Source organism: Erythrobacter litoralis (assembly GCF_001719165.1).
GTDB lineage: Bacteria > Pseudomonadota > Alphaproteobacteria > Sphingomonadales > Sphingomonadaceae > Erythrobacter > Erythrobacter litoralis.
The window spans coordinates 690,943-717,701 of sequence record NZ_CP017057.1; the positions used below are offsets into that span (position 1 = coordinate 690,943).

Annotated in this window: 18 protein-coding genes and 1 riboswitch; of the genes, 15 read left to right on the forward strand and 3 right to left on the reverse strand. The window is 65.9% G+C overall.

Annotated features, from left to right (window positions below; genetic code table 11):
- Positions 1-92: 92 nt before the first annotated feature.
- Complete coding sequence (locus tag Ga0102493_RS03265; protein ID WP_034906317.1) at positions 93-1,232, reverse strand: acyl-CoA dehydrogenase family protein; 1,140 nt, start codon at positions 1,230-1,232, stop codon at positions 93-95.
- 29 nt (positions 1,233-1,261) lie between these two features.
- A complete protein-coding gene (locus tag Ga0102493_RS03270) occupies positions 1,262-2,470 on the reverse strand; it encodes an acyl-CoA dehydrogenase family protein (protein WP_034906314.1) in 1,209 nt (402 codons plus the stop codon).
- A gap of 400 nt (positions 2,471-2,870) precedes the next feature.
- Between Ga0102493_RS03270 and Ga0102493_RS03275 the strand changes: the two genes are divergently transcribed.
- The 15 genes from Ga0102493_RS03275 (at position 2,871) to gcvPB (ending at position 25,356) form a co-directional block, all read left to right on the forward strand.
- Positions 2,871-3,926 carry an efflux RND transporter periplasmic adaptor subunit gene (locus Ga0102493_RS03275; protein ID WP_034906312.1) on the forward strand — a complete coding sequence of 352 codons (1,056 nt, stop codon included), beginning with the start codon at positions 2,871-2,873 and terminating at the stop codon, positions 3,924-3,926.
- Positions 3,923-7,033 carry an efflux RND transporter permease subunit gene (locus tag Ga0102493_RS03280; protein ID WP_034906308.1) on the forward strand — a complete coding sequence of 1,037 codons (3,111 nt, stop codon included), beginning with the start codon at positions 3,923-3,925 and terminating at the stop codon, positions 7,031-7,033. The genes Ga0102493_RS03275 and Ga0102493_RS03280 overlap by 4 nt, the downstream gene beginning before the upstream one ends.
- Complete coding sequence (locus Ga0102493_RS03285) at positions 7,030-8,406, forward strand: TolC family protein (protein WP_081845773.1); 1,377 nt, start codon at positions 7,030-7,032, stop codon at positions 8,404-8,406. Before Ga0102493_RS03280 ends, Ga0102493_RS03285 begins: the two co-directional genes overlap by 4 nt.
- Before the next feature lie 92 nt (positions 8,407-8,498).
- Positions 8,499-9,482, forward strand: coding sequence for a protochlorophyllide reductase (locus tag Ga0102493_RS03290; protein WP_034906305.1), 984 nt, complete (start codon positions 8,499-8,501; stop codon positions 9,480-9,482).
- Between the two features lie 198 nt (positions 9,483-9,680).
- A complete protein-coding gene (locus tag Ga0102493_RS03295) occupies positions 9,681-12,536 on the forward strand; it encodes a TonB-dependent receptor (RefSeq protein ID WP_236922286.1) in 2,856 nt (951 codons plus the stop codon).
- Positions 12,537-12,549: 13 nt separating this feature from the next.
- Positions 12,550-13,593 (forward strand): phytase, encoded by a 1,044-nt coding sequence (locus tag Ga0102493_RS03300; RefSeq protein ID WP_034906303.1) that lies wholly within the window; start codon positions 12,550-12,552, stop codon positions 13,591-13,593.
- A gap of 86 nt (positions 13,594-13,679) precedes the next feature.
- On the forward strand, positions 13,680-14,636 hold the full coding sequence (locus Ga0102493_RS03305; protein WP_034906302.1) for an SDR family NAD(P)-dependent oxidoreductase: 957 nt from the start codon (positions 13,680-13,682) through the stop codon (positions 14,634-14,636).
- A gap of 83 nt (positions 14,637-14,719) precedes the next feature.
- Positions 14,720-15,745, forward strand: a complete 1,026-nt coding sequence (locus tag Ga0102493_RS03310) for an ArsR/SmtB family transcription factor (protein WP_051698406.1) — start codon at positions 14,720-14,722, stop codon at positions 15,743-15,745.
- Between the two features lie 26 nt (positions 15,746-15,771).
- On the forward strand, positions 15,772-16,731 hold the full coding sequence (gene metF / locus Ga0102493_RS03315) for a methylenetetrahydrofolate reductase [NAD(P)H] (protein WP_034906300.1): 960 nt from the start codon (positions 15,772-15,774) through the stop codon (positions 16,729-16,731).
- Positions 16,728-17,789, forward strand: coding sequence for a homocysteine S-methyltransferase family protein (locus tag Ga0102493_RS03320; protein ID WP_034906297.1), 1,062 nt, complete (start codon positions 16,728-16,730; stop codon positions 17,787-17,789). The genes metF and Ga0102493_RS03320 overlap by 4 nt, the downstream gene beginning before the upstream one ends.
- Before the next feature lie 2 nt (positions 17,790-17,791).
- Positions 17,792-20,434 carry a methionine synthase gene (gene metH / locus Ga0102493_RS03325; protein WP_034906294.1) on the forward strand — a complete coding sequence of 881 codons (2,643 nt, stop codon included), beginning with the start codon at positions 17,792-17,794 and terminating at the stop codon, positions 20,432-20,434.
- 122 nt (positions 20,435-20,556) lie between these two features.
- A riboswitch (glycine riboswitch) is annotated at positions 20,557-20,664 on the forward strand.
- A 181-nt stretch (positions 20,665-20,845) separates the two neighbouring features.
- On the forward strand, positions 20,846-21,967 hold the full coding sequence (gene gcvT, locus Ga0102493_RS03330) for a glycine cleavage system aminomethyltransferase GcvT (protein WP_034906292.1): 1,122 nt from the start codon (positions 20,846-20,848) through the stop codon (positions 21,965-21,967).
- Between the two features lie 3 nt (positions 21,968-21,970).
- Positions 21,971-22,342, forward strand: a complete 372-nt coding sequence (gene gcvH / locus Ga0102493_RS03335; protein WP_034906290.1) for a glycine cleavage system protein GcvH — start codon at positions 21,971-21,973, stop codon at positions 22,340-22,342.
- 60 nt (positions 22,343-22,402) lie between these two features.
- Positions 22,403-23,776, forward strand: coding sequence for an aminomethyl-transferring glycine dehydrogenase subunit GcvPA (gene gcvPA, locus Ga0102493_RS03340; protein ID WP_034906288.1), 1,374 nt, complete (start codon positions 22,403-22,405; stop codon positions 23,774-23,776).
- Positions 23,777-23,811: 35 nt separating this feature from the next.
- A complete protein-coding gene (gcvPB, locus tag Ga0102493_RS03345; protein ID WP_034906457.1) occupies positions 23,812-25,356 on the forward strand; it encodes an aminomethyl-transferring glycine dehydrogenase subunit GcvPB in 1,545 nt (514 codons plus the stop codon).
- Positions 25,357-25,360: 4 nt separating this feature from the next.
- On the opposite strand, the gene Ga0102493_RS03350 is transcribed toward gcvPB, so the two are convergent.
- A complete protein-coding gene (locus Ga0102493_RS03350) occupies positions 25,361-26,731 on the reverse strand; it encodes a lipopolysaccharide biosynthesis protein (RefSeq protein ID WP_051698405.1) in 1,371 nt (456 codons plus the stop codon).
- Between the last annotated feature and the right edge of the window lie 28 nt (positions 26,732-26,759).

The window sequence follows — 26,759 nt, forward strand, 5'->3', positions numbered from 1 at the left end:
CGCCAATGCGAAGCATGCCGCCGGATGTTGGCGCGGCGGGATCGAAACCTTCGCACCATCGCTTATCGGCGGTTCGCGACCGGCGGGAAGGCCTAGCGCTGCGAAGCGAGCGAAACGTGGCGCTTCATGTGGTGGTCGACATCGCCGAATTCGGATTCGAAGATGGTCAGCCGCTTGAAATAATGCCCGATCGCATATTCGTCGGTCACGCCGTTGCCGCCGTGGATCTGGACCGCTTCCTGTCCGATCAGCCGCGCTGCCTGCCCGACGCCGACCTTCGCCGCCGATACCGCGCGCTTGCGCTCGCTCTCTTCCGCATCGAGCCGCAGGGTGGCGAGATAGGTCAGCGAGACCGACTGTTCGTAGGCGGTGTACATGTCGACCATGCGATGCTGGAGCACCTGGAACTTGCCGATCGGCACGCCGAACTGCTTGCGCTGCTTCGAATATTCGAGCGTCATCGCATGGGCGACCTTCATCGCTCCGCAGGCTTCCGCGCAAGACGCGGCAATGGCTTCGTCGGTCACCCGCTCGATCAGCGGCAGGGCGGCGCCTTCTTCGCCGATCAGGGCGTCGGCGGGGATCGCCGCGTTTTCGAAATAGACTTCCGAGGCGCGGCGGCCATCGACCGTTTCATAATCGCGCGTGACCACTCCGGCGGTGTCCTTGGCGATGACGAAGACCGAAACGCCGTCTCGGTCGCGCCGTTCGCCTGAAGTGCGCGCGGTGACGATCAGGTGGCTTGCCCAGGGCGCCCCGATCACGACCGCCTTGTGGCCGCTGAGGACATAGCCCTCGCCGTCCTTCTTCGCGGTCGTTTCGAGATCGGCATAGTCATATCGCCCGCGCGGTTCGGCATGGGCGAAGGCGAAGACGCGGCTGCCATTGACGATCCCGCCGATATGCTCTTCCTTCTGCGCGGCGGTGCCGGCGTGCTTGAGGAAACCGCCCGCGCACACGACGGTCGGCACGAAGGGTTCGACGACGAGCCCCTTGCCGAATTCCTCCATCACGATCATCGCATCGACCGCGCCGCCGCCGAAGCCGCCCTCCTCCTCGCTGAAGGGCATGCCGAGAATGCCGAGCTCGGCCAGCTGCGACCAAATTTCCGGTCGCCAGCCCTTATCGCTGGCGATCGCGGCACGGCGGGTTTCCCAGTCATACTGCTCGCGCACCAGCCGGGACAGGCCGTCGCGCACCATGTCCTGTTCTTCGGTGAAATTGAAATTCACTTGTCTGCTCTCCCGTGTCTCCCGGCCGCTTAAAGGCCGAGGATCATTTTCGTGATGATGTTGCGCTGGATCTCGTTCGACCCGCCATAGATCGATGTCTTGCGCATGTTGAAATAGGTCGCGGCGGCGTGCTGGGCATGGTCGGGGCCGACCGGGTACTGGTTCGACCCTGCATCGCCCGGCACGTTCGCGATATTGCCGTAAAGAGGCGTTCCGTAAGTGCCAACCGCCTCGAGCGTGAGCTCGGTCAGGCGCTGCTGGATTTCGGTGCCCTTGATCTTGAGGATGGAGCTTTCCGGCCCCGGGCCCTTGCCCGCCTGTTCGTTGGCGAGGGTCCGCAATTCGGTGATCTCGAGCGCGGCGAGGTCGATTTCGAGCTGGCTCATCTTGCGCGCGAAATCATAGTCCTGGATCAGCGGCTTTCCATCGAGCGTTTCGGATGCGGCGATATCGCGCAGCTTTTCCACGCCGCGCTTCGAACGGGCGACGCCCGCAATGCCGCTGCGTTCATGGGCGAGCAGGAACTTGGCATAGGTCCAGCCCTTGTTCTCTTCGCCGACGAGGTTCTCGACCGGGACGCGGACATCGGTCAGCCATGTCTCGTTGACCTCGTGCCCGCCGTCGAGCAGCTTGATCGGCTTCACCTCGACGCCCGGCGATTTCATGTCGATGAGAAGGAAGCTGATGCCTTCCTGCGGCTTGGCCGCCTCCGTGTCGGTGCGCACCAGGAAGAAGCCCCAGTCGGCATGCTGGGCGAGCGTGGTCCAGGTCTTCTGGCCGTTGACGACGTAATGATCGCCGTCGCGCACCGCAGTCGTCTTGAGGCTGGCGAGATCGGACCCTGCGCCCGGCTCGGAATAGCCCTGGCACCACCATACGTCGCCGCTCAGGATGCCCGGCAGGTGCCTTTGCTTCTGCTCGTCGTTGCCGAAGGTGTAGATCACGGGGCCGACCATCGAAACGCCGAAGGGCAGCGGCATGAAGGTGCCGACGCGCGCGTTTTCCTCGGACCAGATGTAACGCTGGGTCGGGGTCCAGCCCGTCCCGCCATATTCGACCGGCCAGGCGGGCGCAGACCAGCCTTTCTTGCCAAGGATCTTGTGCCACGCCGTCATCTCTTCGGGCGACATGTCCTCGCGGTTGCCCATGCCCTCGAGATGCTTGGGGTGGTTTTCCTCGATGAAGGCGCGGACCTCTTCGCGAAAGGCCTGCTCTTCCGGCGTGAATTCAAGGTTCATGTCTGTCTCTCCTGCGTCAAAGGCTTTTCACCCTCGGGCGTTTCTTCCCGAGGCTCTTCACCCTTATCCCTGCCACAAGTCTAGGCCGACGGGCAGGGTTTTGCGGAATGCAAGTTTTGCATCGCGCGCGCTATTCGGAGAAATTCACCCCCTTGCGTGGGACTGTTCGGGCGCGGCGGACGGTCGAAAAGGCGCCGACCTCGCCGGCAAGCTCATCGGCTCAGCGGCAGAGACCGCGCGCGATGGGTTGGGATCGCGGCAAGACGCGCCACCGCATTTTTCCCTGTCCCGCTCCGGTCCGATGGCAACGCAGGCCGGATTGCAAAGCGCGCAATGGGAACCGAAAGGGCATGCGGTGGATTGCAAGACCTCACGTAGATCAAATGCTTCGTCCCACATCATGCGCATCATACCTTCTATCGCGGCGTGTCTGCTGCTCGCGGCCTGTTCCGCTGACGAGGCCTCGCGGCCCGACCGTTCTGTCACGGTCGTCGCCCAGGAAATCGAATACCTTCCCGAGGAATCGATCGTCGAGGCGATCGGCACCGCCCGCGCGGCGCGCACGGCCGAGCTCTATCCCGAGGCCGCCGGCGAGGTCGTCGCGGTGCGTTTTTCCCCCGGCGATTACGTGGGCGCGGGAGCGCCTCTGGTCGAGCTCGAGGCGCGGGCCGAACGGCTGGCGCTGAAGCTTGCCGAAGTGCGCGTCGAGGAAGCCGAGCAATTGCTCGCCCGATACCGCCGGATCGAGGATACCGGCGCCTTGTCCGAAAGCCAGATCGAGGCGGGCGAGACCGCGCTCGCCGCCGCCCGGATCGAGCGCGACCAGGCCGCCGATACGCTTGCCGAGAGGATCGTGCGCGCGCCTTTCGCGGGCCATGTCGGCTTTACCGAGGTCGATGTCGGCGACCGCATCACGCCGACCACGCTGATCGCCCAGATCGACCGGCGCGACCGCCTGTTCGTCGAATTCAACGCGCCCGAGGCGGTGTTCCAGCGCCTTTCCGAAGGCACCAGCGTCGAACTCGTCCCCTTTTCGCAGCCCGAACGGTCGATCAGCGCCCCGATCCGCGCGGTGGGCACAACCATCGCCGAAGACCAGCGCAGCTATCGCGTGCGCGCGGTGATCGCCAATGAAGGCGATCGCTACCGCCCCGGCATGAGCTTTACCGTGCGCTACAGGGACCGCGGCCGGATGCGCGCAGCCGTGCCCGAGGCGGCGGTGGTGTGGGGCGGGGAAGGCTCCTCGGTCTTCGCGGTCAGGGACGGCAAGGCGGTGCGCGTCCCCGTCACCATCGCCGCCCGGCGCGATGGGCTCGCGCTCGTCGATGCCCAGCTCGAACGGGGCGCGCTCGTCATCGCCGAAGGCGTGCAGAAGGTGCGCGAGGGGCAGGCGGTCGAACTGGTCGAACCGCGCACCCGCGACGCGGCCCCGGTCGAAACGGCGGGCGCGCAGTGAAGGAAAAGACCGACCTTCCGGTGCTCGCGGTCAAGCGGCCGCTGCTCATCATGGTGCTGAACCTGCTGATCGTGATCGCGGGAGCTGCCGCGCTTCTCGGCACCGAAGTGCGCGAACTACCCAATGTCGACCGGCCCATCGTGACGGTATCGGCGACGCTGCCCGGCGCCGCCCCCGAGACGATGGATTCCGAAGTCACATCCGTGCTCGAAAATGCCGCCGCGCGGGTCAATGGAGTGCGCCAGATCCGGTCCTCGAGCGAGGAAAACAACACCCGCATACGCGTCGAATTCAACCCCGGCACCGATCTCGACGCGGCTGCCAGCGACATCCGCGAGGCCGTCAGCCGGGTTACGCGCGAACTGCCCGAACGGCTCGAACAGGTGCGCGTCGTCAAGGCGGACGAGGACGCGCAGTCGATCATGACGCTGGCCGTGGCGAGCGATGCCTATGACGACATGGAACTCACCCGCATCGTCGAGAACGACATCATTCCCGAACTGCTCGCCGCAGACGGCGTCGCCAGCATCGACACGTTCGGCACGCGTGAGCGGCAATTGCGCGTCGCGGTCGATCCGGCGCGGCTGGCGCGCTATTCGCTGACGATGAGCGACGTCGCGGCCGCGCTCGAACAGGCGCCGTTCGACACGCCCGTGGGTTCGTTCCGTTCGGACCAGCAGCAATTGCTCGTCCGCGCCGAAGCCAAGGCGGCGGACCCGGAACTGATCGACGCGGTGGCGATCCAGGGCGAAGTCACCATCGCAGATGTCGCCGAGACCTATTTCGCGCCCGCCGATGCGACCAGCTATGTGCGCCTCGACGGGGAACCGGTGATCGGCCTCGGCGTGATCCGGCAGGCCAATTCCAACACCATCGCCATTTCGGACTCGATCCGCGCGGCGACCGAACGGCTCGACCAGCGGTTCGAGGAGATCGACATTCGCGTGATCGCCGACGATGCGGTGTTCATATCGACCTCGGTGCGCGAGGTGATCGTCACACTGGCCTTTACCGTCGCGGTCGTGGTCGTGACGATCTGGCTGTTCTTCGGCCACTGGCGGCCGACCCTCATCCCGAGCACCGCCATCCCCATCGCGCTGGTCGGGGTCGTCTCGGGCATCTGGCTGCTGGGATTCTCGATCAACCTGCTCACCCTTCTCGCCATCGTGCTCGCCACCGGGCTCATCGTCGACGATGCCATCGTCGTGCTGGAGAACGCGCAGCGCCTGCAGAAGGAGAAGGGGCTGGGGCGCAAGGCATCGGCGGTGCTGGGAACGCGGCAGGTCTATTTCGCGGTGATCGCGACGACGGCGGTGCTGGTTTCGGTGTTCGTGCCGATCAGTTTCCTGCCGTCCGAAACGGGCCGCCTGTTCCGCGAATTCGGCTTCGTCCTCGCCATTGCGGTGATCCTGTCGACCTTCGTCGCGGTCAGCCTCGTGCCCGCGCTCGCCGCCAAGATCGACCTTGCCGGCGAAGGTGCGGAGCCGAACCCCCGGCTCCATCGCATCGCGAGCCGTTTTGCGGACCGCTATCGCACCGGGGTCGCGCGTGCCATCGAGCGGCCATGGGTGACGGTGGGCCTTTCGGTCCTCGCGGTCATCGGCGCAGGGCTCCTCTACACCCAGCTCGACGAGGAACTGGTGCCGGACGAGGACCGCGCGACCTTCTATATCTGGGCGAGCGGGCCGGACGGCGTCGGCCTTGCCTTCATGGACCGCGAGATGGACGAGATCGAGCAAGTGCTCGAACCCTATGTCGAAAGCGGTGAGATCGAGAGCACGCTTTCCATCGTCGGGCGCTACGATCCCAACCGGGTGCAGGTGACGGCCAATCTCGCCGATTGGGATGAACGGACACGCAGCCAGACCGAAATCGTGGACGAGATCAGCGAACCGCTCGACCGCCTGCCCGGCTCGCGCGCTTCGGCCCGGGGACGAGGCACCCTGTCGGGCGGTTTCGGCGGGGGAGGAGGGCTCGAGGTCGCGCTCACGGGCAACAATTACGAGGGCATCTACGCCTCTGCCCGCGCGCTGTCGGATGCCATCGCGACGCAGTCCGATATCCTGTCCGATCCCGAGATTTCCTACCAGCCGACCCAGCCGCAGCTTTCCATCGCGATCGACCGCCAGCGCGCCGCCGATCTCGGCGTGGAACTGTCGGATCTCGCGACGACCCTGCAGGCGATGGTCGACGGGCTCGAAGTGGTCGACCTCAATGTCGACGACCAGGCGATCCCGATCTTCCTCACCGCCGAAACGGTCGCGATCACCAATCCGGCCGATCTCGGCAATCTCTATGTCCGTTCGGGCAGCGGCGCGCTGGTTCCCGTCTCCGCGCTCACCCGCTTCACCGAGGAAGGGGTGGCGGCCGAACTCGACCGGACCGAACAACGCCGCGCGATCGAGGTGGAGGCGGCGATTGCCCCCGGCACCCCGCTCGCCGATGCGGTCGCCGAAATCGAGCGGCTCGCCGGCGAGGCGGTGGCCGAGGACATCGACATGATCCTGCAGGGAGAGGCCGAGCAATTGGAGGAAAGCTCCAACGAATTGCTGCTGACCTATGCCTTTGCGCTGTTGATCGTGTTCCTCGTCCTCGTCGCCCAGTTCGAAAGCCTGGCGAGCCCGCTGGTCATCCTCGCCTCGATCCCCTTCGCGCTGGCCGCGGCGATCTATGCGCTGTTCCTGTCGGGCACCTCGCTCAACATCTATTCGCAGATCGGGCTCGTCATGCTGATCGGGCTGATGGCTAAGAACGGCATCCTGATGGTCGAATTCGCCGACCAGAAGCGCGAGGCGGGGGCCGAGGTGCGCGATGCGATTGCCGAGGCCGCCGCGATCCGCCTGCGCCCCATCGCGATGACGCTGATCTCGACCGTGCTGGGCGCGGTGCCGCTGATCCTTGCGAGCGGGGCGGGGGCCGAGGCGCGGCAGGCGATCGGCTGGGTGATCTTCGGCGGGCTCGGCATCGCGGCGGTGTTCACCCTGTTCCTCGTGCCGGCGCTCTATACGCTGATCGCCCCGCTCACGGCGCCGCGCAGCGTTGATCTTGCGCGCTATCGCCGCGAGATGGACGAGGAGGAAAAGGAGCCGGAGGGGCTTCCGGCATGAGGTTCGCCCTGTCCTGCGCGGCGCTCGGCCTGCTTGCTGCCTGCGCGTCACCGCAAATTCCCGAGGTCGAGCCCGCTGCGGCGATCGCGCTGCCCGAGGATTACTTCGCCGATGCCCGCCCCCCGGCGGGGCTGGAGGAGGCGTGGTGGCGCGGTTTCGACGAGGCGGAGCTCGATGCGCTGGTGGCCGAGGCGCTGGCGCGCAACCAGACGCTCGAGGCGGCGCGCGCGCGGCTTGCGGCGGCGCGCGCGGTTCTGCGCGCGGAGGAAGCCGATTTCCTGCCCACGATCGATGGCGATGCCAGCCTGGGCGGCTCGATCGACAGCGAAGCGGGCGGGGGAGGTGCCTTCCTCGACGAAGCGAGCGCGGGGCTGGGAGGCGTCTGGACGATCGACCTCAACGGGCGGCTTTCGGCCGAGCGGGCCGAGGCCCTGGCCGGGGTCGAGGCGTCGGAATATTTCCTCGCCGACCGCCGCCGCCTGCTCGCCTCGGCCGTCGCCAACCGCTTCGTCGAACTGCGCCGCACCGGGGCGCGGCTGCGGCTGCTCGAACAATCCGCCGATCTCCAGCGGCAGACCCTGAGGATAGTGCAATTGCGCGAGGAAGCGGGCCTGTCCTCCAATTTCGACGTCCGCCGCGCCGCCGCCGACCTTTCGCGCACGCTCGCCCAGCGCGGACCGCTGCTGCTCGCCCGCGCGCGCGCGGCCAATGCGCTGTCGGTGCTGACCGGGGAGCCGCCCGCCGAAGTGCCCGAGGCCGATGGCAGCGAGCAGATCCCCGATTACGCGCGCGGGCCCGCAGTGGGCGTCCCCGCCGATCTCCTGCGAGCGCGGCCCGACCTGCTGCTTGCCGAAGCGGACATCGCCGCCGCCGCCGCGCGGGTCGGGATCGAACGCGCCGATCTCCTTCCCGCGCTCAGCCTCCCGGGCTTCGTCACATTGGGCGACGGCAGCGTGGACGGGCTGTTCTCGCAGGCGGTCGCCGGCCTTGCCGCCGTTCTCGGCGTGCCGATCCTCGATGGCGGGCGACGCCGTGCGGAGGTCGCCGCCGCCGAGGCCGATTTGGAAGCCGCGCTCGCCGATTATCGCCAGGTCCTGCTCGAAAACCTCGCCGAGGTCGAAAGCGCGCTGGTCGCGATCCGCAGCGCCGAGGACCGCCGCGACGAACTCGCCACCGCCGTCGCCGAGAGCGAGGCGGCGTTCGAACAGTCCAACGCGCTCTACCGCGAAGGGCTCGCCTCGCTGTTCGACGTGCTCGACGTGCAGCGCCAGCTGATCGGCAGCCGCGAGGCGCTGATCGATGCAGAGGCGAGCCTCGCCCAGGCCTATATCGACCTCTTCACCGCAATCGGCGCGCCCGCCGAGGCGGGCTGAACGCCTTTCTCCTTTCCAGGACTCTCTTTACCTCAAGGGTCTGCCTGTGCTTACCTGCGCCAGGGAGTTTCATGTCGGGAGGGATTTGGGACATGATTGCGGGTCAAACACCTGTCTGCATCATCACGGGGGCCTCTTCGGGCATCGGGCTGTGGGCCACCAGGGCGCTGATGGCGCGCGGATGGCATGTCGTCATGGCCTGCCGCGACACGGCGAAGGCCGAAGCGGCCGCGCGCGAGATCGGCCTTGCCCCCGAAGGCCGCACGATCATGCAGCTCGATCTCGGCACGCTTTCGGGGGTGCGCGGCTTCGTCAGCGAATTCCGCATGCTCGGCCGTCCGCTCGACGCGCTGGTCTGCAATGCGGCGACCTACATGCCGCGCCTGACTGCGCCGCTGCGCTCGCCCGAGGGGTATGAGCTTTCCGTCGCGATCAATTATTTCGGTCATTTCCTGCTCGCGAACCTGCTGCTCGAAGATCTCGGGCGGGCGCGCGATCCCCGGCTCGTGACGCTCGGCACGGTGACTGCCAATTCCGAGGAGTTCGGCGGCAGGATCCCCATACCCGCGCCCGCCGATCTCGGCGATTTCGAGGGGCTGAAGGCAGGCTTCAAGGATCCGGTTGCGATGATCGACGGCAATCCGTTCAAGCCGGGCAAGGCATACAAGGATTCAAAGCTCGCCTGCATGATGATGAGCCGCGAACTGCACGCGCGATTCCATGACCGCACCGGCATCGTCTTCACCACGCTCTATCCCGGCTGCGTGGCCGACACGCCGCTGTTCCGCCACGCGCCGCGCGCCTTCCAGCGCATCTTCCCGTGGTTCCAGAAGAACGTCACCGGAGGCTATGTCTCGCAGCCGCTTGCGGGCGAACGGGTCGCGGATGTGGTCGCCGACCCGGCCTTTGCGCGCTCGGGCGTTCACTGGAGCTGGGGCAACCGCCAGCGCGAAGGGCGCGAGGCGTTCGCCCAGAGCCTGTCGCCAAAGGCCACCGATGCCGCGCGGGCACGCGAATTGTGGGACCTTACCGCGCGGCTCGTCGGGCTGGAGCAGCGCGTCCGCGAACCGGCGTGAAATTCCGCTCGCCCGCCGCTCTTTTCCCGCCGCCGCCAAGTCGCTGAAAAAAATACCGCATTGAAGGCCATGTGACCGGCGTGTTGCGCTGGTCACCGAACAGACGCGGAAGGGTCACCGGACGGTCGCCCGCGGGTCAAATTCCCTCTCTATCGCGCCCTCTCGAACGGGACTGTCCGATCGAAGGGGGAATATCTGATGATGCGTTTCAGCCTGCTTTCCGGCGCTGCCGGCATTGCCTTTGCCGCCATTGCAGCAGCACCTGCCATCGCCGGCGAGGTGCGCGGCACCGTGGTCGATGCGTCCGAAACGATCGCCCTGCGCGCCGCGCAGATCGAGATCGAGGAAATCGGAAGGCAGGTCAATTCGGAGCGCGGCGGCACGTTCGATTTCGGCGAAGTGCCCGCCGGCACCTACACGATCACCGCGCGCTATGTCGGGGCGGACCCGGTGTCCCAGCGGGTGACGGTGCCCGAAACCGGCGCGGTCACGGTGAATTTCGCGCTCGGCCAGTCGGGCAGCCAGATCCTCGTCGTCGGACAGGGCGCGAGCCAGGCCAGCGCCCTTTCGAGAAAGCGCGCCGCGGACGGCGTTTCCGACGTCCTCACCCGCGACGCGATCGGTCAGTTTCCCGACCAGAACGTCGCCGAAAGCCTGCGCCGCCTGCCGGGCATCAACGTGTTGAACGACCAGGGCGAAGGCCGCTTCGTCGCGGTGCGCGGGCTCGACCCCAATCTCAACGCCACCTCGGTCAACGGGGTGCGCATCCCCTCGCCCGAAGGTGACATTCGCGGGGTCGCGCTCGACGTGATCTCGTCCGAGATCATCGAATCGATCGAGGTCAAGAAATCCCTCACTCCCGACATGGACGCCGACACGATCGGCGCCTCGATCGAAATCAACACGACCAGCGCCTTCGACCGCAAGGAGGACCTCTATGTCGTGAAGCTCGGCGGCAGCTACAACGAATTGCGCGACACCCTGACCCCCGATCTCGGGGCCGATTTCGCCGCCAAGCTGACCGACAATTTCGGCGTTTCGGGCGGGATCAGCTATTACAACCGCGAATTCCAGACCGACAATGTCGAGGCCGATGACTGGACCGAGGATGACGGTCTGATCTACGCCGAGGAAGTCCAGTACCGCGACTATCTCGTCGAACGCGAACGGATCAGCGCGACGCTCGGTTTCGATGCGCGCGTCGGCTCCTCGACGGAACTTTACCTGCGCGGCGTGTTCAGCCAGTTCGACGATCAGGAATTCCGCCGCCGCCTGACCTTCGATCTCGGCGATGCCAATGTCTCTGGCAGCGGCCTCAATCCCGTATTCGACGACATCCGCGATCCGGCCGACCCGGATGACGAAGCCGCGATCGCGGTCGAGCGCGACGTCAAGGACCGCTTCGAACGCCAGCGCATTCGCACCGTCACCTTCGGCGGTGAGAGCCAGTGGGGCGGGCTCAAGGCGGAATATGCGCTCGCCTGGGCGAAATCGTCCGAGCGCGAGAACGGATCGGTCGACCCGACCATCTTCGTCGGAGAATTCGAGGATTCGGGCCTTGGCGTCGGGTTCGACTATGCCGACGAACGCCGCCCGCGCTTCAACGTGACCGGCAACACCGCCGATTTCTTCGATCCCTCCTTCTACGAACTCGACGAGATCGAATTCACCGCGCTGTCAGATGCCGAAGACGAGGAATTTTCCGGCAGGCTCGACCTGGGCTATGAATGGTTCACCGATGCCGGAACGCTCACCGTCCAGGGCGGGGCCAAGGCGCGGCTGAGGGAAAAGCGCTTCAACGGCGAGATCGAATTCTACGAACGCGACGACTACACGCTTGCCGACGTGCTCGGCGAAGGGCCGTCGAACACGCTTGAAAACCTCGCGCCGCTGCCGGGCCTCACGCAGGCGACCGATTTCTTCCGCGACAATTTCGCGAGTTTCGAACTCAATGCCGTAGACACCGCGCTCGACAGTGCGAACGGGGATTATTCGGTCGAAGAGGACATCCTCGCGGGCTACCTCTTGGGCCGGTTCGAGAACGATCAATGGCTCGTCATCGGCGGGGTGCGCTACGAACGCACCGACAACCGCCTTTCGGGCTTCGAGACCGCGCTGTTCGAGGAAGGGCAGGACCTGCCCGGCGGCGGGGTCGCGGACGACGACACGGTGATCGTCACGCCGGTCGAATTCGAGCGCGACTATGACCACTGGTTGCCCAGCCTCAACATCCGCTACACGCCGATGCCCGAATTCGTGATGCGCTTTGCCGGGTATCGCAGCATCGTGCGCCCCAATCTCGAACAGCTCGCACCGCGTTTCGAACTGGACGAGAACCGCGAGGCGGTGATCGGCAACCCCACGCTGGAGCCGTTCGAGGCGTGGAACCTCGATGCGAGCTTCGAATATTACATGACCGGCAATGGCGCGATCACGGCGGCGTTCTTCTACAAGGACATCGACAATTACGTCACCACGCTGGTGCTCGATCAGCCCGGCAGCATCTTCGGGGTCGATTACGAACAGGGCGAAACCTTCGTCAACGGGCCTGCGGCGGAGATTTTCGGGATCGAACTCGGATTCTACCAGCGGCTCGATTTCCTCCCCGGCTTCCTCGACGGGCTGCTGGTGCAGGCGAACTACACATACACCGATGCGAGCGGCCTCGTCGCCGACGGCGAGGTCGGCGACATCACCGCCGCGCCGACATTCCGCGAAATCCCGCTGCCGGCCACCAGCGAGAACACCTTCAACGTCGCGCTCGGCTATGACAAGGGACCGGTCAGCCTGCGCCTTGCCGGGACCTATCGCGACGGCTTTCTCGACGAGGTGAACGCCGACGGGCCGGAATTCGATCGCTTCACCGACAGCCTGTTCCAGCTCGATTTCACGGCCCGATATCGCGTCACCGACAAGGTCCAGGTCTATTTCGATTGGATCAACATCAACGATGCCGAATTCTACGCCTTCAACCGGCTGGGCGGGCGGCAGAACATCCTCCAGTTCGAACGCTACAACTGGACGATGAAGGGCGGCGTGAGGCTGAATTTCTGATAGGGAGCGCACGATGTTGAAACCCTTTCACGGCTTTGCGCTGATTTCGCTCGGGATCGCGGCGGCCTGCGCCTCGATCCACGTCACCGGCGATCCGGCGGTCACCGTCACGGCTGTGGCCGAAACCGAGCCGGTCGGCACCGCGAACGAGGACGCGGCCGACGACCCGGCGATCTGGCGCAACCCGGCGGATCCGGCGAAAAGCCTGATCGTCGGGACCGACAAGAAGGCGGGTCTGCATGTCTATGACCTTGCCGGGCGAGAGCTGTCGTTCATGCCCGCGCCGGGCCTCAACAATGTCGATCTCGTCGAATTGCCCGATGGCCGAGTCCTGGCCCTGTCGAGCGATCGCAGCGACCTTGAAACCGCGCATGTCTCGGTCGCGCGGCTCGATCCGGATACGGCTGCGCTGACCCCGATCGCGCGGATCGAGGTCGGGCCGGGCGAAGGCTACGGCATCTGCATGGGCGAAGTGGACGGGGACGGCTCCTTCACCGTCTTCAGCGCGCCCAAGAAGGGCATTGTCTACCGCACCGCCCTTCAGTTCGAGGGCGAGGAGCTGATCGACAAGACCGAAACGCTGACAAGCGTTCCCAGCCAGCCGGAAGGCTGCATTGCCGATCCGCGAACGGGAACGCTCTATATCGGCGAAGAAGCCGCCGGGATCTGGGCGATCGACATGCAGACCGGCGACAAGCGGCTCGTGGCGGAAGTCGACAACCGCCTCCTCGTCGCCGATGTCGAAGGGCTGGCGATCGCTCCTGAAGGCCGGGACGGCGGATACCTCGTCGCGTCCTCGCAGGGGGACAACGCCTATGCCGTCTTCCGCCTGCCGGGGATGGAGCCGGTCGGCCGGTTCCGCATCGGCGCGGGCGCATTCGGCAGCACCGAGGAAACCGACGGGATCGAACTCGACCCGCGCGCCTTCGGTCCGGCCTTTCCGGGCGGACTCTTCGTCGCGCAGGACGGCATGAACGGCGCTTCCGCCCAGAATTTCAAGCTGGTGCGCTGGGACGCGGTGCTCGAAGCGCTCGAGGCCGTTCCGCCCGCGCCCTGACCCCCACCCTTCAGAGCGGCTTTGACAAGCGCGCCGCGCATTGTCCATGACGGCTCCTCGCAAGGGACACGAGGGGTCGGACGGGGATGGAAGAGCATGGCGGGCGCAGGGTCCTTGTCGCCGGGGCGAGCGGCACGATCGGCCGCGCCGCGGCGCGCGCGCTGAAGGAGGCAGGGCACGATGTCACCTGCGTGCTGAGGGACAGCGCGTCCGGCCGCGAATCCGCCGCCGCGCTCGTAGGCGAGGGGTGCGCGGTGCATTTCGCCGACCTGACCGATAGCGCCGCGCTCGCAGCTGTCTTTGCCGAGGCCGAACCGCAGGCGGTGATGAGTTGCATCGCGTCGCGTTCAGGCTCGCCGAGCGATGCGCGCCGTGTCGACTATGCGGCCAATCTCGCCCTTCTCGAAGCGGCGGAACACGCGGGCGCTGACCATTTCATCCTGCTGTCCGCGATCTGCGTTCAGCGCCCGAAACTGGCTTTCCAGCACGAAAAGCTGCGGTTCGAGGCGCGGCTGACCGATAGCCCGCTCGCCCACACGATCGTGCGCCCGACGGCCTTCTTCAAGTCGCTGTCGGGGCAGGTGAAGCGGGTGCGCGAGGGCAAGCCGTTCCTGATCTTCGGCGACGGCGAACTGACGCGCTGCAAGCCGATCAGCGACGCCGATCTCGGCCGCTACCTCACGCTGTGCGTGACGGATCCGGCAAAGCGGGACGCGATCCTGCCGATCGGCGGCCCCGGCCCTGCGATCAGCCTCAGGCAGCAGGGCACGATGCTGTGCGAACTGGCCGGGCGCGAGCCTGCCTTCAAATCGGTCCCGCCGGGCATGTTCACGCTCGCCTCACGCGTGCTCGGCCTTGCCGCGCCCTTTTCCGAATGGTTTGCCGAGAAATCGGAATATGCCCGCATCGCGCATTATTATGCGACCGAGAGCATGCTGCTGCTCGATCCCGCAACCGGTGAATATTCGGCCGAGGCGACGCCCGAATTCGGCACGGACACGCTGCGGACGCATTACGAAAGGCTGCTTTCCGAAACCGGGTGAGGCCCTGCGCCGCGCCGCCGTGCGGAAAATTGCGGCTCCAGCGGATTTACACATATAAAAATATCTTTATATGGTTCGTCCTGATGCAGATGGACGCGCTCTTCAAGGCTCTTGCCGATCCGACCCGCTTGCGCATCGCCCGGCTGCTCTCCGAAATGGAGCTGGCCGTGGGCGAGCTGGCGCAGGTGCTCGGGCAGAGCCAGCCGCGCGTCTCGCGCCATGTCGGGATCCTGTGCGATGCCGGCCTTGCCGAACGCCGCCGCGAGGGAAGCTGGGTGTTCCTGCGCAGCAGGGCCGGGGCAGGCGTGGATGCGCCGGTCATCGATGCGCTCGACGCGCTGCTTGCCGTGGCCGAGGCCGAGGACGCCGACTTCGCCGCCCAGTGCGATGCCGACCGCCGCAAGCTCGCCGCGATCCGATCCTCGCGCGAGGAGATCGCCCATTCCTATTTCGCCAGACATGCCAGCGAATGGGATGAATTGCGCGCGCTTCACAGTCCCGATGAAAAGGTCGAACAGGCGCTGCTCGGCGCGCTCGGCGAGGCACCGCTCGGCACGCTGCTCGACATCGGCACGGGCACGGGCCGCATCGCCGAGGTTTTCGGCGAACACGCCGAACGGATCGTCGCGCTCGACAAGAATCTCGAAATGCTGCGCGTGGCACGGGCCAAGCTGCAGCACCTGCCCGCGGCCCGCGTCGATCTCGTCCAGGGCGATTTCGCCGACCTTCCCTTCGAGGAGGCGAGCTTCGATACGGTGGTGCTCCACCAGGTGCTCCATTTCGCGACCGAACCCGCTCTCCCGCTGGCCGAGGCGGCGCGGGTGACGCGCGCGGGCGGACGAATCGCGATCGTCGATTTCGCCAGCCACGACCGCGAGGAACTTCGCACCCGCCACCAGCATGCCCGCCTCGGCTTCACCGATGCGCAGATGGCGAGCCTGCTGCGCTCCGCCGGGTTCGCGCCGACGGATCCCGTCGCGCTCGAGGGCGGCGAGCTCGTCGTGAAGGTCTGGATCGGCACCCGCCGCGGCGCCGGTCAGGGCAAGGCGGCGCGGGGCGAGGCGCCCAAGCCCCCCGGCATCGCCGCCAAAGTCGCCGCTTCATCCTGAAACCAGCCCCCGAAAAGGCGAAATTCATGACTCCCACTCTCGACCAGCTGCACGAACACCGCACCGCGCTCGACACGCCGCTTTTTTCCGGCCTGCCCGGAGACGTGGACGTTAGCTTCGAATTCTTCCCGCCCAAGACCGAGAAGATGGAAGCGCAATTGTGGGACGCGGTGCAACAATTGAAGGTGCTTGCGCCCGAATTCGTGTCGGTCACCTACGGCGCGGGCGGCTCCACGCGAGAGCGGACCCATGCGACGGTCTCGCGCATCATCAAGGAAGCGCACCTTCCGGCGGCGGCGCACCTGACCTGTGTCGGCGCGACCAAGGCGGAAATCCGCGAAGTCGCCGAGCAGTACTGGGAAGCGGGCGTGCGTCACATCGTCGCCCTGCGCGGCGATGCGGGCGAACCGGGCGCGCCCTTCACCCCGCATCCCGAAGGTTATGCGGGCGCTGCCGAACTGGTGAAGGGGCTCAAGGAAATCGCCGATTTCGACATTTCGGTCGCGGCCTATCCCGAAACGCATCCCGATGCCGATTGCCCGCAAGCCTGCATCGACCACCTGAAGCGCAAGCTCGATGCGGGCGCGAGCCGGGCGATCACGCAGTTCTTCTTCTCGCCCGAAACGTTCTTCGAATATCGCGACAAGCTCGCCGCGAGCGGGATCGACAAGCTGGTGATCCCGGGCATCCTGCCGGTCACCAATGTCGCCACGGCGAGGAAATTCGCAGGCGCCTGCGGGGCGATCATACCCGACTGGATGGACGGCCTGTTCGAAGGGCTCGACGAAAAGCCCGCCGCGCGCCAGCTCGTCGCAGCGACCGTCGCCGCCGAACTGTGCCGCCGTCTTTACGCGGGCGGGGTGCGTAACCTGCATTTCTACACGCTCAACCGGCCCGATCTCGCCTATGCGATCTGCCACATGCTGGGCAAGCGGCCGGTCGGCGAAAAAGCGGCCGAAGCCGCCGTCACGGGAGAAGCCGCATGAGCCTCCAGCCAAGCAAGGCCCGCCAGTCCTTCCTCGCCGAAGCGGCGAAGCGCGTCCTTATATCGGACGGCGCGTTCGGGACGCAGATCCAGAACCGCAAGCTTGCCGAAGAGGATTATGCCGGCGATCTCGGCCTTTCCGCCGACCAGAAGGGCAATAACGACATCCTCGCCCTGACCCGGCCAGACGTGATCGCGGACATCACGCGCAATTACCTCGACGCGGGATCGGACGTGGTTTCGACCAACACCTTCTCCGCCAATCGCATCAGCCAGGCCGATTACAAGGCCGAAGACAAGGTGCGCGACATCAATGTCGCCTCTGGCAGGATCGCGCGCGAATTGTGCGACGAATATGAGGGCCGGGATGGCCGCCCCCGCTTTGTGGCAGGCGCGATCGGGCCGACCAACAAGACGCTCTCGCTCAGCCCCGATGTCGAGGACCCCGGTTTTCGCGAGATCGATTTCGACGAACTGGTCGATGTCTATCACGAACAGGCTGCCGCGCTGATGGAAGGGGGCTGCGATTTCATCCTGATCGAAACCGTGTTCGACACGCTCAACGCCAAGGCGGGCGTGATGGCCGTGAAAAAGCTCGAGCGCGAACTGGGCCGCGAAGTCCCCGTGATGATCTCGATGACCCTGACCGACCTTTCTGGCCGCAACCTTTCGGGCCACACGGTCGATGCCTTCTGGAATGCGGTCCGGCACGCGAAACCTGTGACGATCGGGCTGAACTGTTCGTTCGGCGCGGAGCAATTGCGCCCGCATGTGAAGGTGCTTTCGGGCCTCGCCGACACGCTGCTCATGGTCTATCCCAATGCGGGCCTGCCCAACGAGCTGGGCGAATATGACGAGGCGCCCGAGACGACCGCGGGGCTGGTCGCTGACTGGGCGGAGAACGGCCAGGTCAACGTGCTGGGCGGATGCTGCGGGTCGACCCCCGAACATATCGCCGCGATCGCGAAGGCGGTCGACGGCGTCTCCCCCCGCTCCATTCCCAGCCCTGCGGTCGCGATGCGGCTGGCGGGGCTCGAATCCTTCGTGGTTGCTGCCTGACAATGAACGAACAAAGCTCGATCGCGCGCTTCATCAATATCGGTGAGCGCACCAATGTGACCGGCTCGGCCCGGTTCAAGAAGCTCATCATGGCGGGCGATTACGCGACCGCCGTCGAGGTCGCGCGCCAGCAGGTCGAAAACGGCGCGCAGGTGATCGACGTCAACATGGACGAAGGGCTCCTTGACGCGGTCGAGGCAATGACGACCTTCCTCAAGCTGATCGCCGCCGAACCCGACATCGCGCGCGTTCCGGTGATGATCGACAGCTCGAAATTCCACGTGATCGAGGCCGGGCTGAAATGCGTGTCCGGCAAGCCGATCGTCAATTCGATCAGCATGAAGGAGGGTGAGGAAGCCTTTCTCGAACATGCCCGCATCTGCATGGCCTATGGCGCGGCGGTGGTGGTCATGGCCTTCGACGAGGTCGGACAGGCGGACACTAAACAGCGCAAGGTCGAGATCTGCAAGCGCGCCTACGACCTGCTGGTGGCGGAAGGGTTCCCGCCAGAGGACATCATCTTCGACCCCAACATCTTCGCCGTCGCGACCGGCATCGAGGAGCACGACCGCTACGGATTGGACTTCATCGAGGCGGTGAAGGAAATCAAGGAACAGTGCCCCCACGCCAAGACCTCGGGCGGCCTCTCCAACCTCTCCTTCAGCTTTCGCGGCAACGAGACCGTGCGCCGGGCGATGCATTCGGTCTTCCTCTACCACGCGATTCCCGCCGGGCTCGACATGGCGATCGTCAATGCGGGGCAACTGGACGTCTACGACCAGATCGACGCCACCTTGCGCGATGCGTGCGAGGACGTGATCCTCGCCCGCCGTCCGGACGCGACCGAACGGCTGATCGACCTTGCCGAAAGCTACAAGGGCAAGAGCGTCGCGGATGAAAAGGCCGCCGAGGAATGGCGCGGCTGGGCGGTCGAAAAACGCCTCGAACACGCGCTGGTCAAGGGGATCGACGCGCATATCGTCGACGATACCGAGGAAATGCGCGCGGCGACCGAACAGCGCGGCGGACGCCCGATCGAGGTGATCGAAGGCCCGCTGATGGACGGCATGAACGTCGTCGGCGACCTGTTCGGCAGCGGCAAGATGTTCCTGCCGCAGGTGGTGAAATCCGCGCGCGTCATGAAGAAGGCGGTCGCCCATCTCATTCCCTATATCGAGGCGGAAAAGGACCTCCTTCCCGAATCCGAGCGCAAGGCCAAGGGCAAGGTCATCATGGCCACGGTCAAGGGCGACGTGCACGATATCGGCAAGAACATCGTCGGCGTCGTCCTGCAGTGCAACGGATATGACGTGATCGACCTTGGCGTCATGGTGCCGTGGTCCGACATCCTCAAATCCGCCAACGACAACAAGGCCGACATGATCGGCCTGTCGGGCCTCATCACGCCGTCGCTGGACGAGATGGTGACCGTCGCCGAGGAAATGCAGCGCGCCGGCATGACGATGCCGCTCCTGATCGGCGGGGCGACCACCAGCAAGGTCCACACCGCCCTGAAGATCGACCCGGCCTATGAAGGCCCCGTCATTCACGTGCTCGACGCGAGCCGCGCGGTCGGCGTCGCCTCGCGGCTGCTGTCGGACACGCAGCGCGACGGCTTCGTCGAGGACACGGCGAACGATTACGAGAAGGTGCGCGACGCGCGCGCGAACAAGGGTCAGAGCGACCTGCTTTCGCTGGACGAGGCGCGCGCCAACGCCTTCGCCTCGCCCGCGCCGGAAAAGCCGATCGCACCGCAAAAGCCCGGCCTTCACGTATTCGACGAATGGGACCTCGCCGAGCTTGCCGAATACATCGATTGGACGCCCTTCTTCCGCGCCTGGGAACTGCACGGCAATTATCCCGCGATCCTCGACGACGATGTGGTCGGCGAGACCGCGCGCAGCCTGAAAGCCGATGCCGACGCCATGCTGGAGAAAATCATCTCCGAAAAATGGCTAACCGCGCGCGGCGTCGCGGGCCTGTGGCCGTGCGTTCGTGAAGGCGACGACGTCACGATCCACGATCCGGCGCGCGCCAATGGCTCCAGCGGCGAGGTGCGCCTGCCCTTCCTGCGCCAGCAGGTGAAGAAAAGCCGCGAGCGGCCGAACATGTGCCTTGCCGATTTCGTCTCTTCCGAAGGCGACTGGATCGGCGGCTTCGCGGTCGGCATCCACGGCATCGACCCCCACATCGCCCGCTTCCAGAAGGACAAGGACGATTATTCCGACATCCTTCTAAAAGCGCTCGCGGACCGGTTCGCCGAGGCCTTCGCCGAACGGCTCCACCAGCATGTCCGCACCGATCTGTGGGGCTATGCCCCGGGCGAGCAGTTGACGAACGAGGCTCTCATCAAGGAGCAATATCGCGGCATTCGCCCTGCGCCCGGCTATCCCGCCTGCCCGGATCATTCGCTCAAACCCATCCTGTTCGACCTGCTCAAGGCAGAGGAGAACGTGGGCCTCGAACTCACCGAAAGTTTCGCCATGTATCCGACCGCGGCGGTTTCGGGCTTCTACTTCGCCCATCCGGAAAGCGCCTATTTCGGCGTGGCGCGAATCGGCAAGGACCAGCTCGAGGATTACGCCGCGCGGCGCGGGGTCGATCTGGCCACTGCGGAGCGCTGGCTGAGGCCCAATCTCGACTGAGAATGGCGTTTATCCGCATCAATGTTTCGCATGGTCGAAAATGGAGCGTGAAATGATGCGTGGGCGATTGACCAAACTCTTCGCATGCGCAACATGACATCTGCCTGCCGGGAGCGATTCCGGCGTCTTTCGCGGGAGAGACTGGCCCCTGACGCCGCAAGGCGAAGGGGCATGGCGCCGAAGGAGCAACCGCCCCGGAAACTCTCAGGCCAAAGGACCGCGGACAGGCATGGGCACTCTGGAAAGCGTGTCGGCGCATTCGTGTCGGCACCACCGAAGGGGAATGCGGCGCGCCTGTCCGGGCTTATCGGGGCGGGCGCATCGCTAAGCTCTCAGGTTTCCCGACAGAGGGGGCAGGAACATGGGCGCGCCTTGAGGCGTTCGCCGACCTGCCACTGACGGGGACGTGATTTGAGCGACGACGACACTCCTGAAGAACAGCCTCTCGGCACTCTGCCGCTCGATGCGTGGCACCGCGGCCATGGTGCGCGCATGGTCCCCTTTGCGGGCTATGAAATGCCGATCCAGTATGAAGGGATCGTCGCCGAGCACGAATGGACCCGGCAGAGCGCGAGCCTGTTCGACGTCTCGCACATGGGCCAGCTGTCCATCTCCGGCGAGAACGCGGCGGCCGAACTGGAAAAGCTGGTGCCGGGTGCGGTCACCTCGCTCGGCGAAGGGCGGATGCGCTATTCGCTGTTGCTGACCGAGGCGGGCGGCATCATCGACGACCTCATGATCACCAATGCCGGGCCGCATATCGCGCTGGTCGTCAACGGCGCGGTGAAGTGGGACGACATCGCCCATCTGCGCGAACACCTGCCCGACGAGATCACGCTCACCCATTACGAGGACCAGGCGCTGCTTGCGCTGCAGGGACCGAAGGCGGCCGAGGTGCTCGATGCGCTCGTCCCCGGCGCGGGTGAGCTCACCTTCATGCGCGCGCGCTCGTTCGACTGGGACGGCACGCCGCTATGGATCGCCCGCGCGGGCTATACCGGCGAGGACGGGTTCGAGATCTCGGTCCATGCCGACCATGCCGAAAAGCTCGCCGATGCGCTCACTGCCGATGACCGGGTCAAGCCCGCCGGACTGGGCGCGCGCGATTCCCTCCGCCTCGAAGCGGGACTGCCGCTCTACGGCCACGACCTCACCACCGAGATCGATCCGGTCAGCGCGGGCCTTGGCTTTGCCCTGTCGAAGAAGCGCCGCGAGACGGGCGGCTGGATGGGCCACCAGGCCTGCGCGGTGAAGCTGGGCGATGGTTGCGCCAGCACCCGCGTCGGCCTGTTGGTCGAAGGCCGGATGCCCGCCCGCGAAGGCGCCCCGGTCTATGCAGGCGACGAACTCGTCGGGAAAGTCACCAGCGGCGGATTTTCGCCCACGCTTCAGCGCCCCATCGCCATGGCCTATGTCGGCGCGGAATACGCCGCCGAGGGAACGGCGCTCGAAATCGAGGTCAGGAACAAGCGCCTGCCCGCGAAAGTCTCACCCATGCCCTTTGTCCCGCATCGCTATTACCGAGGGAGCTGATCGATGCCGCGTTACTTCACCGATGAACATGAATGGATCGATGTCGAAGGCGACAGCGCCACGATCGGCATCACCGAATATGCCCAGGATCAGCTGGGCGACATCGTCTTTGTCGAACTGCCGACTGTCGGCGACGAGGTCGAGAAGGGCAAGGAAGCCGCCGTCGTCGAATCCGTCAAGGCGGCGAGCGATGTCTACGCGCCGATCAGCGGCGAGGTGACCGAGATCAACTCCACGCTCGAGGACGAACCCGGCCTCGTCAATTCCAGCCCCGAGGACGACGGCTGGTTCTTCCGCGTCAACGTCGCCGACGAAGGCGAGCTCGAAGGGCTGATGGACGAGGACGCCTACAAGGAATTTCTCGCCAACCTTTGAGGAGCCGATTGCGTAGCTTCTCCACCCGCCCACCTCTCCATTCAACAGGGCCGAACGATCATGCGTTACCTTCCTCTCACCGACACTGACCGCAGCGAAATGCTGGCCAAGATCGGCGCGAAATCGATCGACGACCTGTTCGTCGACGTGCCTGCCGTGGCGCAGCTCGACGGGCCGATCCGCGACCTGCCGATGCATGCGAGCGAGATGGCGGTCGAACGCCACATGAAGGCCCGCGCGGCGAAGAACCTGGCGGCAGGCGATGCGCCGTTCTTCCTGGGGGCAGGGGCCTATCGACACCATGTCCCGGCCAGCGTCGACACGGTGATCCAGCGCGGCGAATTCCTCACCGCCTACACGCCCTACCAGCCGGAAATCGCGCAGGGCACGCTGCAGATGCTGTTCGAATTCCAGACGCAGGTCGCGCGGCTTTATGGCTGCGCGGTTGCGAACGCCTCTCTCTATGACGGATCGACCGCGTGCTGGGAGGCGGTCGCCATGGCAACCCGCGTGACCAAGCGCAATCGCGCGGTCCTGTCGGGCGCGCTCCACCCGCATTATGCGCAGGTCGTCAAGACCATGGCCCAGTTCACCGGCGACGAGATCGCCGACAGCGCGCCCGCGATCGCGCCCGAGGCCGATCTCGACGGCCTGATCGCGCGCATCGACGAGGACACCGCCTGCGTCGTCGTGCAATATCCCGACATTCTGGGGCGGATTTCTGACCTCTCGAAAGTGGCCGAGGCCGCGCATGAAAAGGGCGCGCTGCTGGTCGCGGTCAACACCGAGCCGGTGGCGCTGGGGGCGATCCGTTCGCCCGGCGAAATGGGCGCGGACATCGTGGTCGGCGAAGGCCAGTCGATCGGCGTCGGCCTGCAGTTCGGCGGGCCCTATCTCGGCCTCTTCGCCGTGCGCGATCCGAAACATGTCCGCCAGATGCCGGGGCGGCTGTGCGGCGAGACCACCGATGCCGAAGGCAGGCGCGGTTTCGTCCTCACGCTTTCGACCCGCGAACAGCATATCCGCCGCGAAAAGGCGACGAGCAACATCTGCACCAATTCCGGGCTGTGCGCGCTCGCCTTCAACGTCCACATGACGCTGCTCGGGGAAAAGGGCCTGCGTGAACTGGCGGCGGAAAACCACCGCCTCGCCTGCCTTGCCGCCGACAGGCTGGCGCAGGTGCCCGGCGTCGAGGTGCTCAACAGCAGCTTCTTCAACGAATTCACCCTGATGCTCGGCGGCAAGCCCGCCCGCGAGATCGTGCGCGACCTCGCGGACCGCGGCGTGCTCGGCGGGGTCTCGCTCGGGCGGCTCTATCCCGGCGTCGAGGCGCTCGAACACGCGCTGCTCGTCGCGGTGACGGAGATGACGACCGAAGAGGATATCGAGACCCTCGCCACCGAACTCGAAGCTCTCGTCAAGGAGACCGTGTGATGAACGCCCCCAACAAGTCCGGCTGGAAGCCCGTGATGGAAGTCGCCGAAGACGGGATGCACAACGGCCCCTCGACCACGACCGGCAACCGCGCGCTGATGCTCGAGGAACCGCTGCTGTTCGAGATCGGCCATGCCGAGGTGACCGGCGTCGACCTGCCCGAAGCGGACCCCGATGCAAAGACCCGACTCGGCGGGTTCGAGCGCAGCGAGCCGATCGGCCTCGTCGGCCTGACCGAACCGGAAACGGTGCGCCATTACACGCGCCTCAGCCGCCAGAACTACGGCATCGACCTCGGCTTCTTCCCGCTGGGTTCGTGCACGATGAAGCACAATCCGCGCCTCAATGAAAAGGTCGCGCGCCTGCCCGGTTTCGCCGACATCCACCCGCTCGCCCCGCAATCCACCGTACAGGGCGCGCTGCAGGTCATCCACGAACTGGGCGAATGGTTGTGCAAGCTCACCGGAATGCCCGGCGTCGCGATGAGCCCCAAAGCGGGCGCGCATGGCGAATTGTGCGGCATCCTCGCGATCCGCGCGGCGCATGAGGCGCGAGGCGACGCGCGCGAGGTCGTGCTCGTCCCCGAAAGCGCGCACGGCACCAATCCTGCCACCGCCGCCTTTGCCGGTTACCGGGTCGAGGACATTCCCGCGACCGCCGAAGGCCGTGTCGACCTCGCCAAGATCAAGGAGCGGCTCGGCAAGGGCGGGGAAGGGGGCAGTGACGTCGCCGCGGTGATGATCACCAATCCGAACACCTGCGGCCTGTTCGAAAAGGACTTCCGCGAAATCGCCGATGCGGTCCACGCTGCGGGCGGATATGTCTATTGCGACGGGGCGAACTTCAACGCCATCGTCGGCAGGGTGCGCCCGGGCGACCTCGGCGTCGATGCGATGCACATCAACCTGCACAAGACCTTCTCGACCCCGCATGGCGGCGGCGGGCCGGGCTCTGGTCCGGTCGTCTTTTCCGAAGCGCTCGCGCCCTATGCGCCGCTCCCCTTCGTCAAGAAGGACGGCGAGAACTATTACCTCGTCGAGGAAGAAAACCGCGAGGAACGCGGCCCCAGCTTCGGCCGGATGACGGCGTTCCATGGCCAGATGGGCATGTTCACCCGCGCGCTCACCTACATGCTCAGCCATGGCGCGGACGGGCTGAAACAGGTGGCCGAAGATGCGGTGCTGAATGCCAATTACATCCTGCGTTCGATGGAGGACATCCTCCACGCACCCTTTGCGGGCAGCGGCCCGTGCATGCACGAGGCGCTGTTCGGGGACCGCGATTTCGGCGGCGACCTGTCGACGCTCGATCTTGCCAAGGGGCTGATCGACGAGGGCTTCCACCCGATGACGGTCTATTTCCCGCTGGTGGTCCACGGCGCGATGCTGGTCGAGCCGACCGAGACCGAGAGCAAGGCGAACATCGACCAGTTCATCGCCGCGCTGCGCAGCCTCGTCGAGCGCGCCAAGGCGGGCGACGAGACGCTGAAGCACGCGCCCTATTACGCGCCCCGCCGCAGGCTCGATGAAACGGCGGCGGCAAGAAAGCCCAAGCTCGCCTGGAGCGAAGACGAAGCGTGACCCGTCAGGGGCGGGGCCGCGCGTCGTCCGGTTCCGCCCCCGACCCCGATCCTCGGGCAGCCGCATCCCCGGGTCCGTCGCTGCCTTCATCCGCCGTTTCGCCGACAAGGATGCGGATTTCGCGCAGGTTGAGGATCGCGACGTAGAAGCCGATCACGGCAAGGCTGCTCGCCCCCAGCACGGCGAAAGCCGCGCCCTTGGCCCCGTTCCAGTCTATCGCGACATCGAGCAGGACAAGCGACAGCACGGTCGGGACCGCGCGCACGAGAAAGGCCGTGCCCGCGCGCCCGGCCGAGACCAGCAGCGATTCAAGGCTCGCCCCGACCAGTTCGACCGCGCCCGCGATGCTCAGGATCACCATCGCCCAGTAGAACGCGCTGAAATCCTCCTCCGCGATCGTCGCAAGCGCCCAGCGCCCGCCGAGCAGCGCGGTCACGACCGCGATAACCCCCGCGATCACCGCGATGTTCGCCATGCGCCGGGCTATTTCCAGCGCGTTCTCCTCGTCATGGACGAGTTCGGGCAGGATCGCCTTGGAAATCGTCTGGGCGAGCGTCACCAGCGCCTGTCCCAATTGCGCCGCGACCCTGAAACCGCCCGCCAGCGCCGCCCCGCCGAAGGTCCCGACCAACAGGATGATCACCTGCTTGCCCGCGATATTCAGCGTGCCCGACATGTTGGTCGACCACACGAACCGCCACGCATCGGGATGGCGCGCCGGGATGCGGGTGAGGCTGAGCGCCGAAAGATCGATCGGTTCATCGCGCGCGGCGACGATCCACAGCGCGACGGCGACAGCGACTTCGGCCGCCGCCCAGGCGAGGATGAAACCCAGGACGTCGGGCATCAGGAACCATGCCAGCACCGCGCCGCCCGCCCGGATGGCCGGCTGCACCGCCTCGGCCGCAGTCGCGCTCGCATAGCGGAATCGCAGCCGCAAAAGGCCCGTCGGCGTGGTGCGGATCGCGGCCAGCGAGACGACGCAGTAACCGAAAGCGACCCACAAGAGGTCCTCCGGCAGCGGCAGCCAGAGCGGCGCGGTGTAGACGAGGATCGCAGCGACCACGGTTCCCATCACCACCGAAAGCAGGTCGAGCGCGATCGCGAAGCCGGTCGCCTCGACCGCCTTGGCGGGGTCCATCACCGGCTCGCCATCGCCATTGCGTCCGTTCGCCCCCCAGCGCACGATGAACTGCCAGGTCTGGAAATTGGCGAGGCCCGTCACCGTCTGGCCCAGCGCGACGATGATCGCGAAATGGCCGAAGCTTTCGATCCCCAGTGCATTGGTGGCGAGATAGATGTAGACGAGGCTCATCGCGGCGTTGAAACCGCGCCCGCCCAGAAGCCAGCCGATATTGGCGAAGAGGCGCTTCATCGCATCCTGATCACGGGGCGCGCACGGC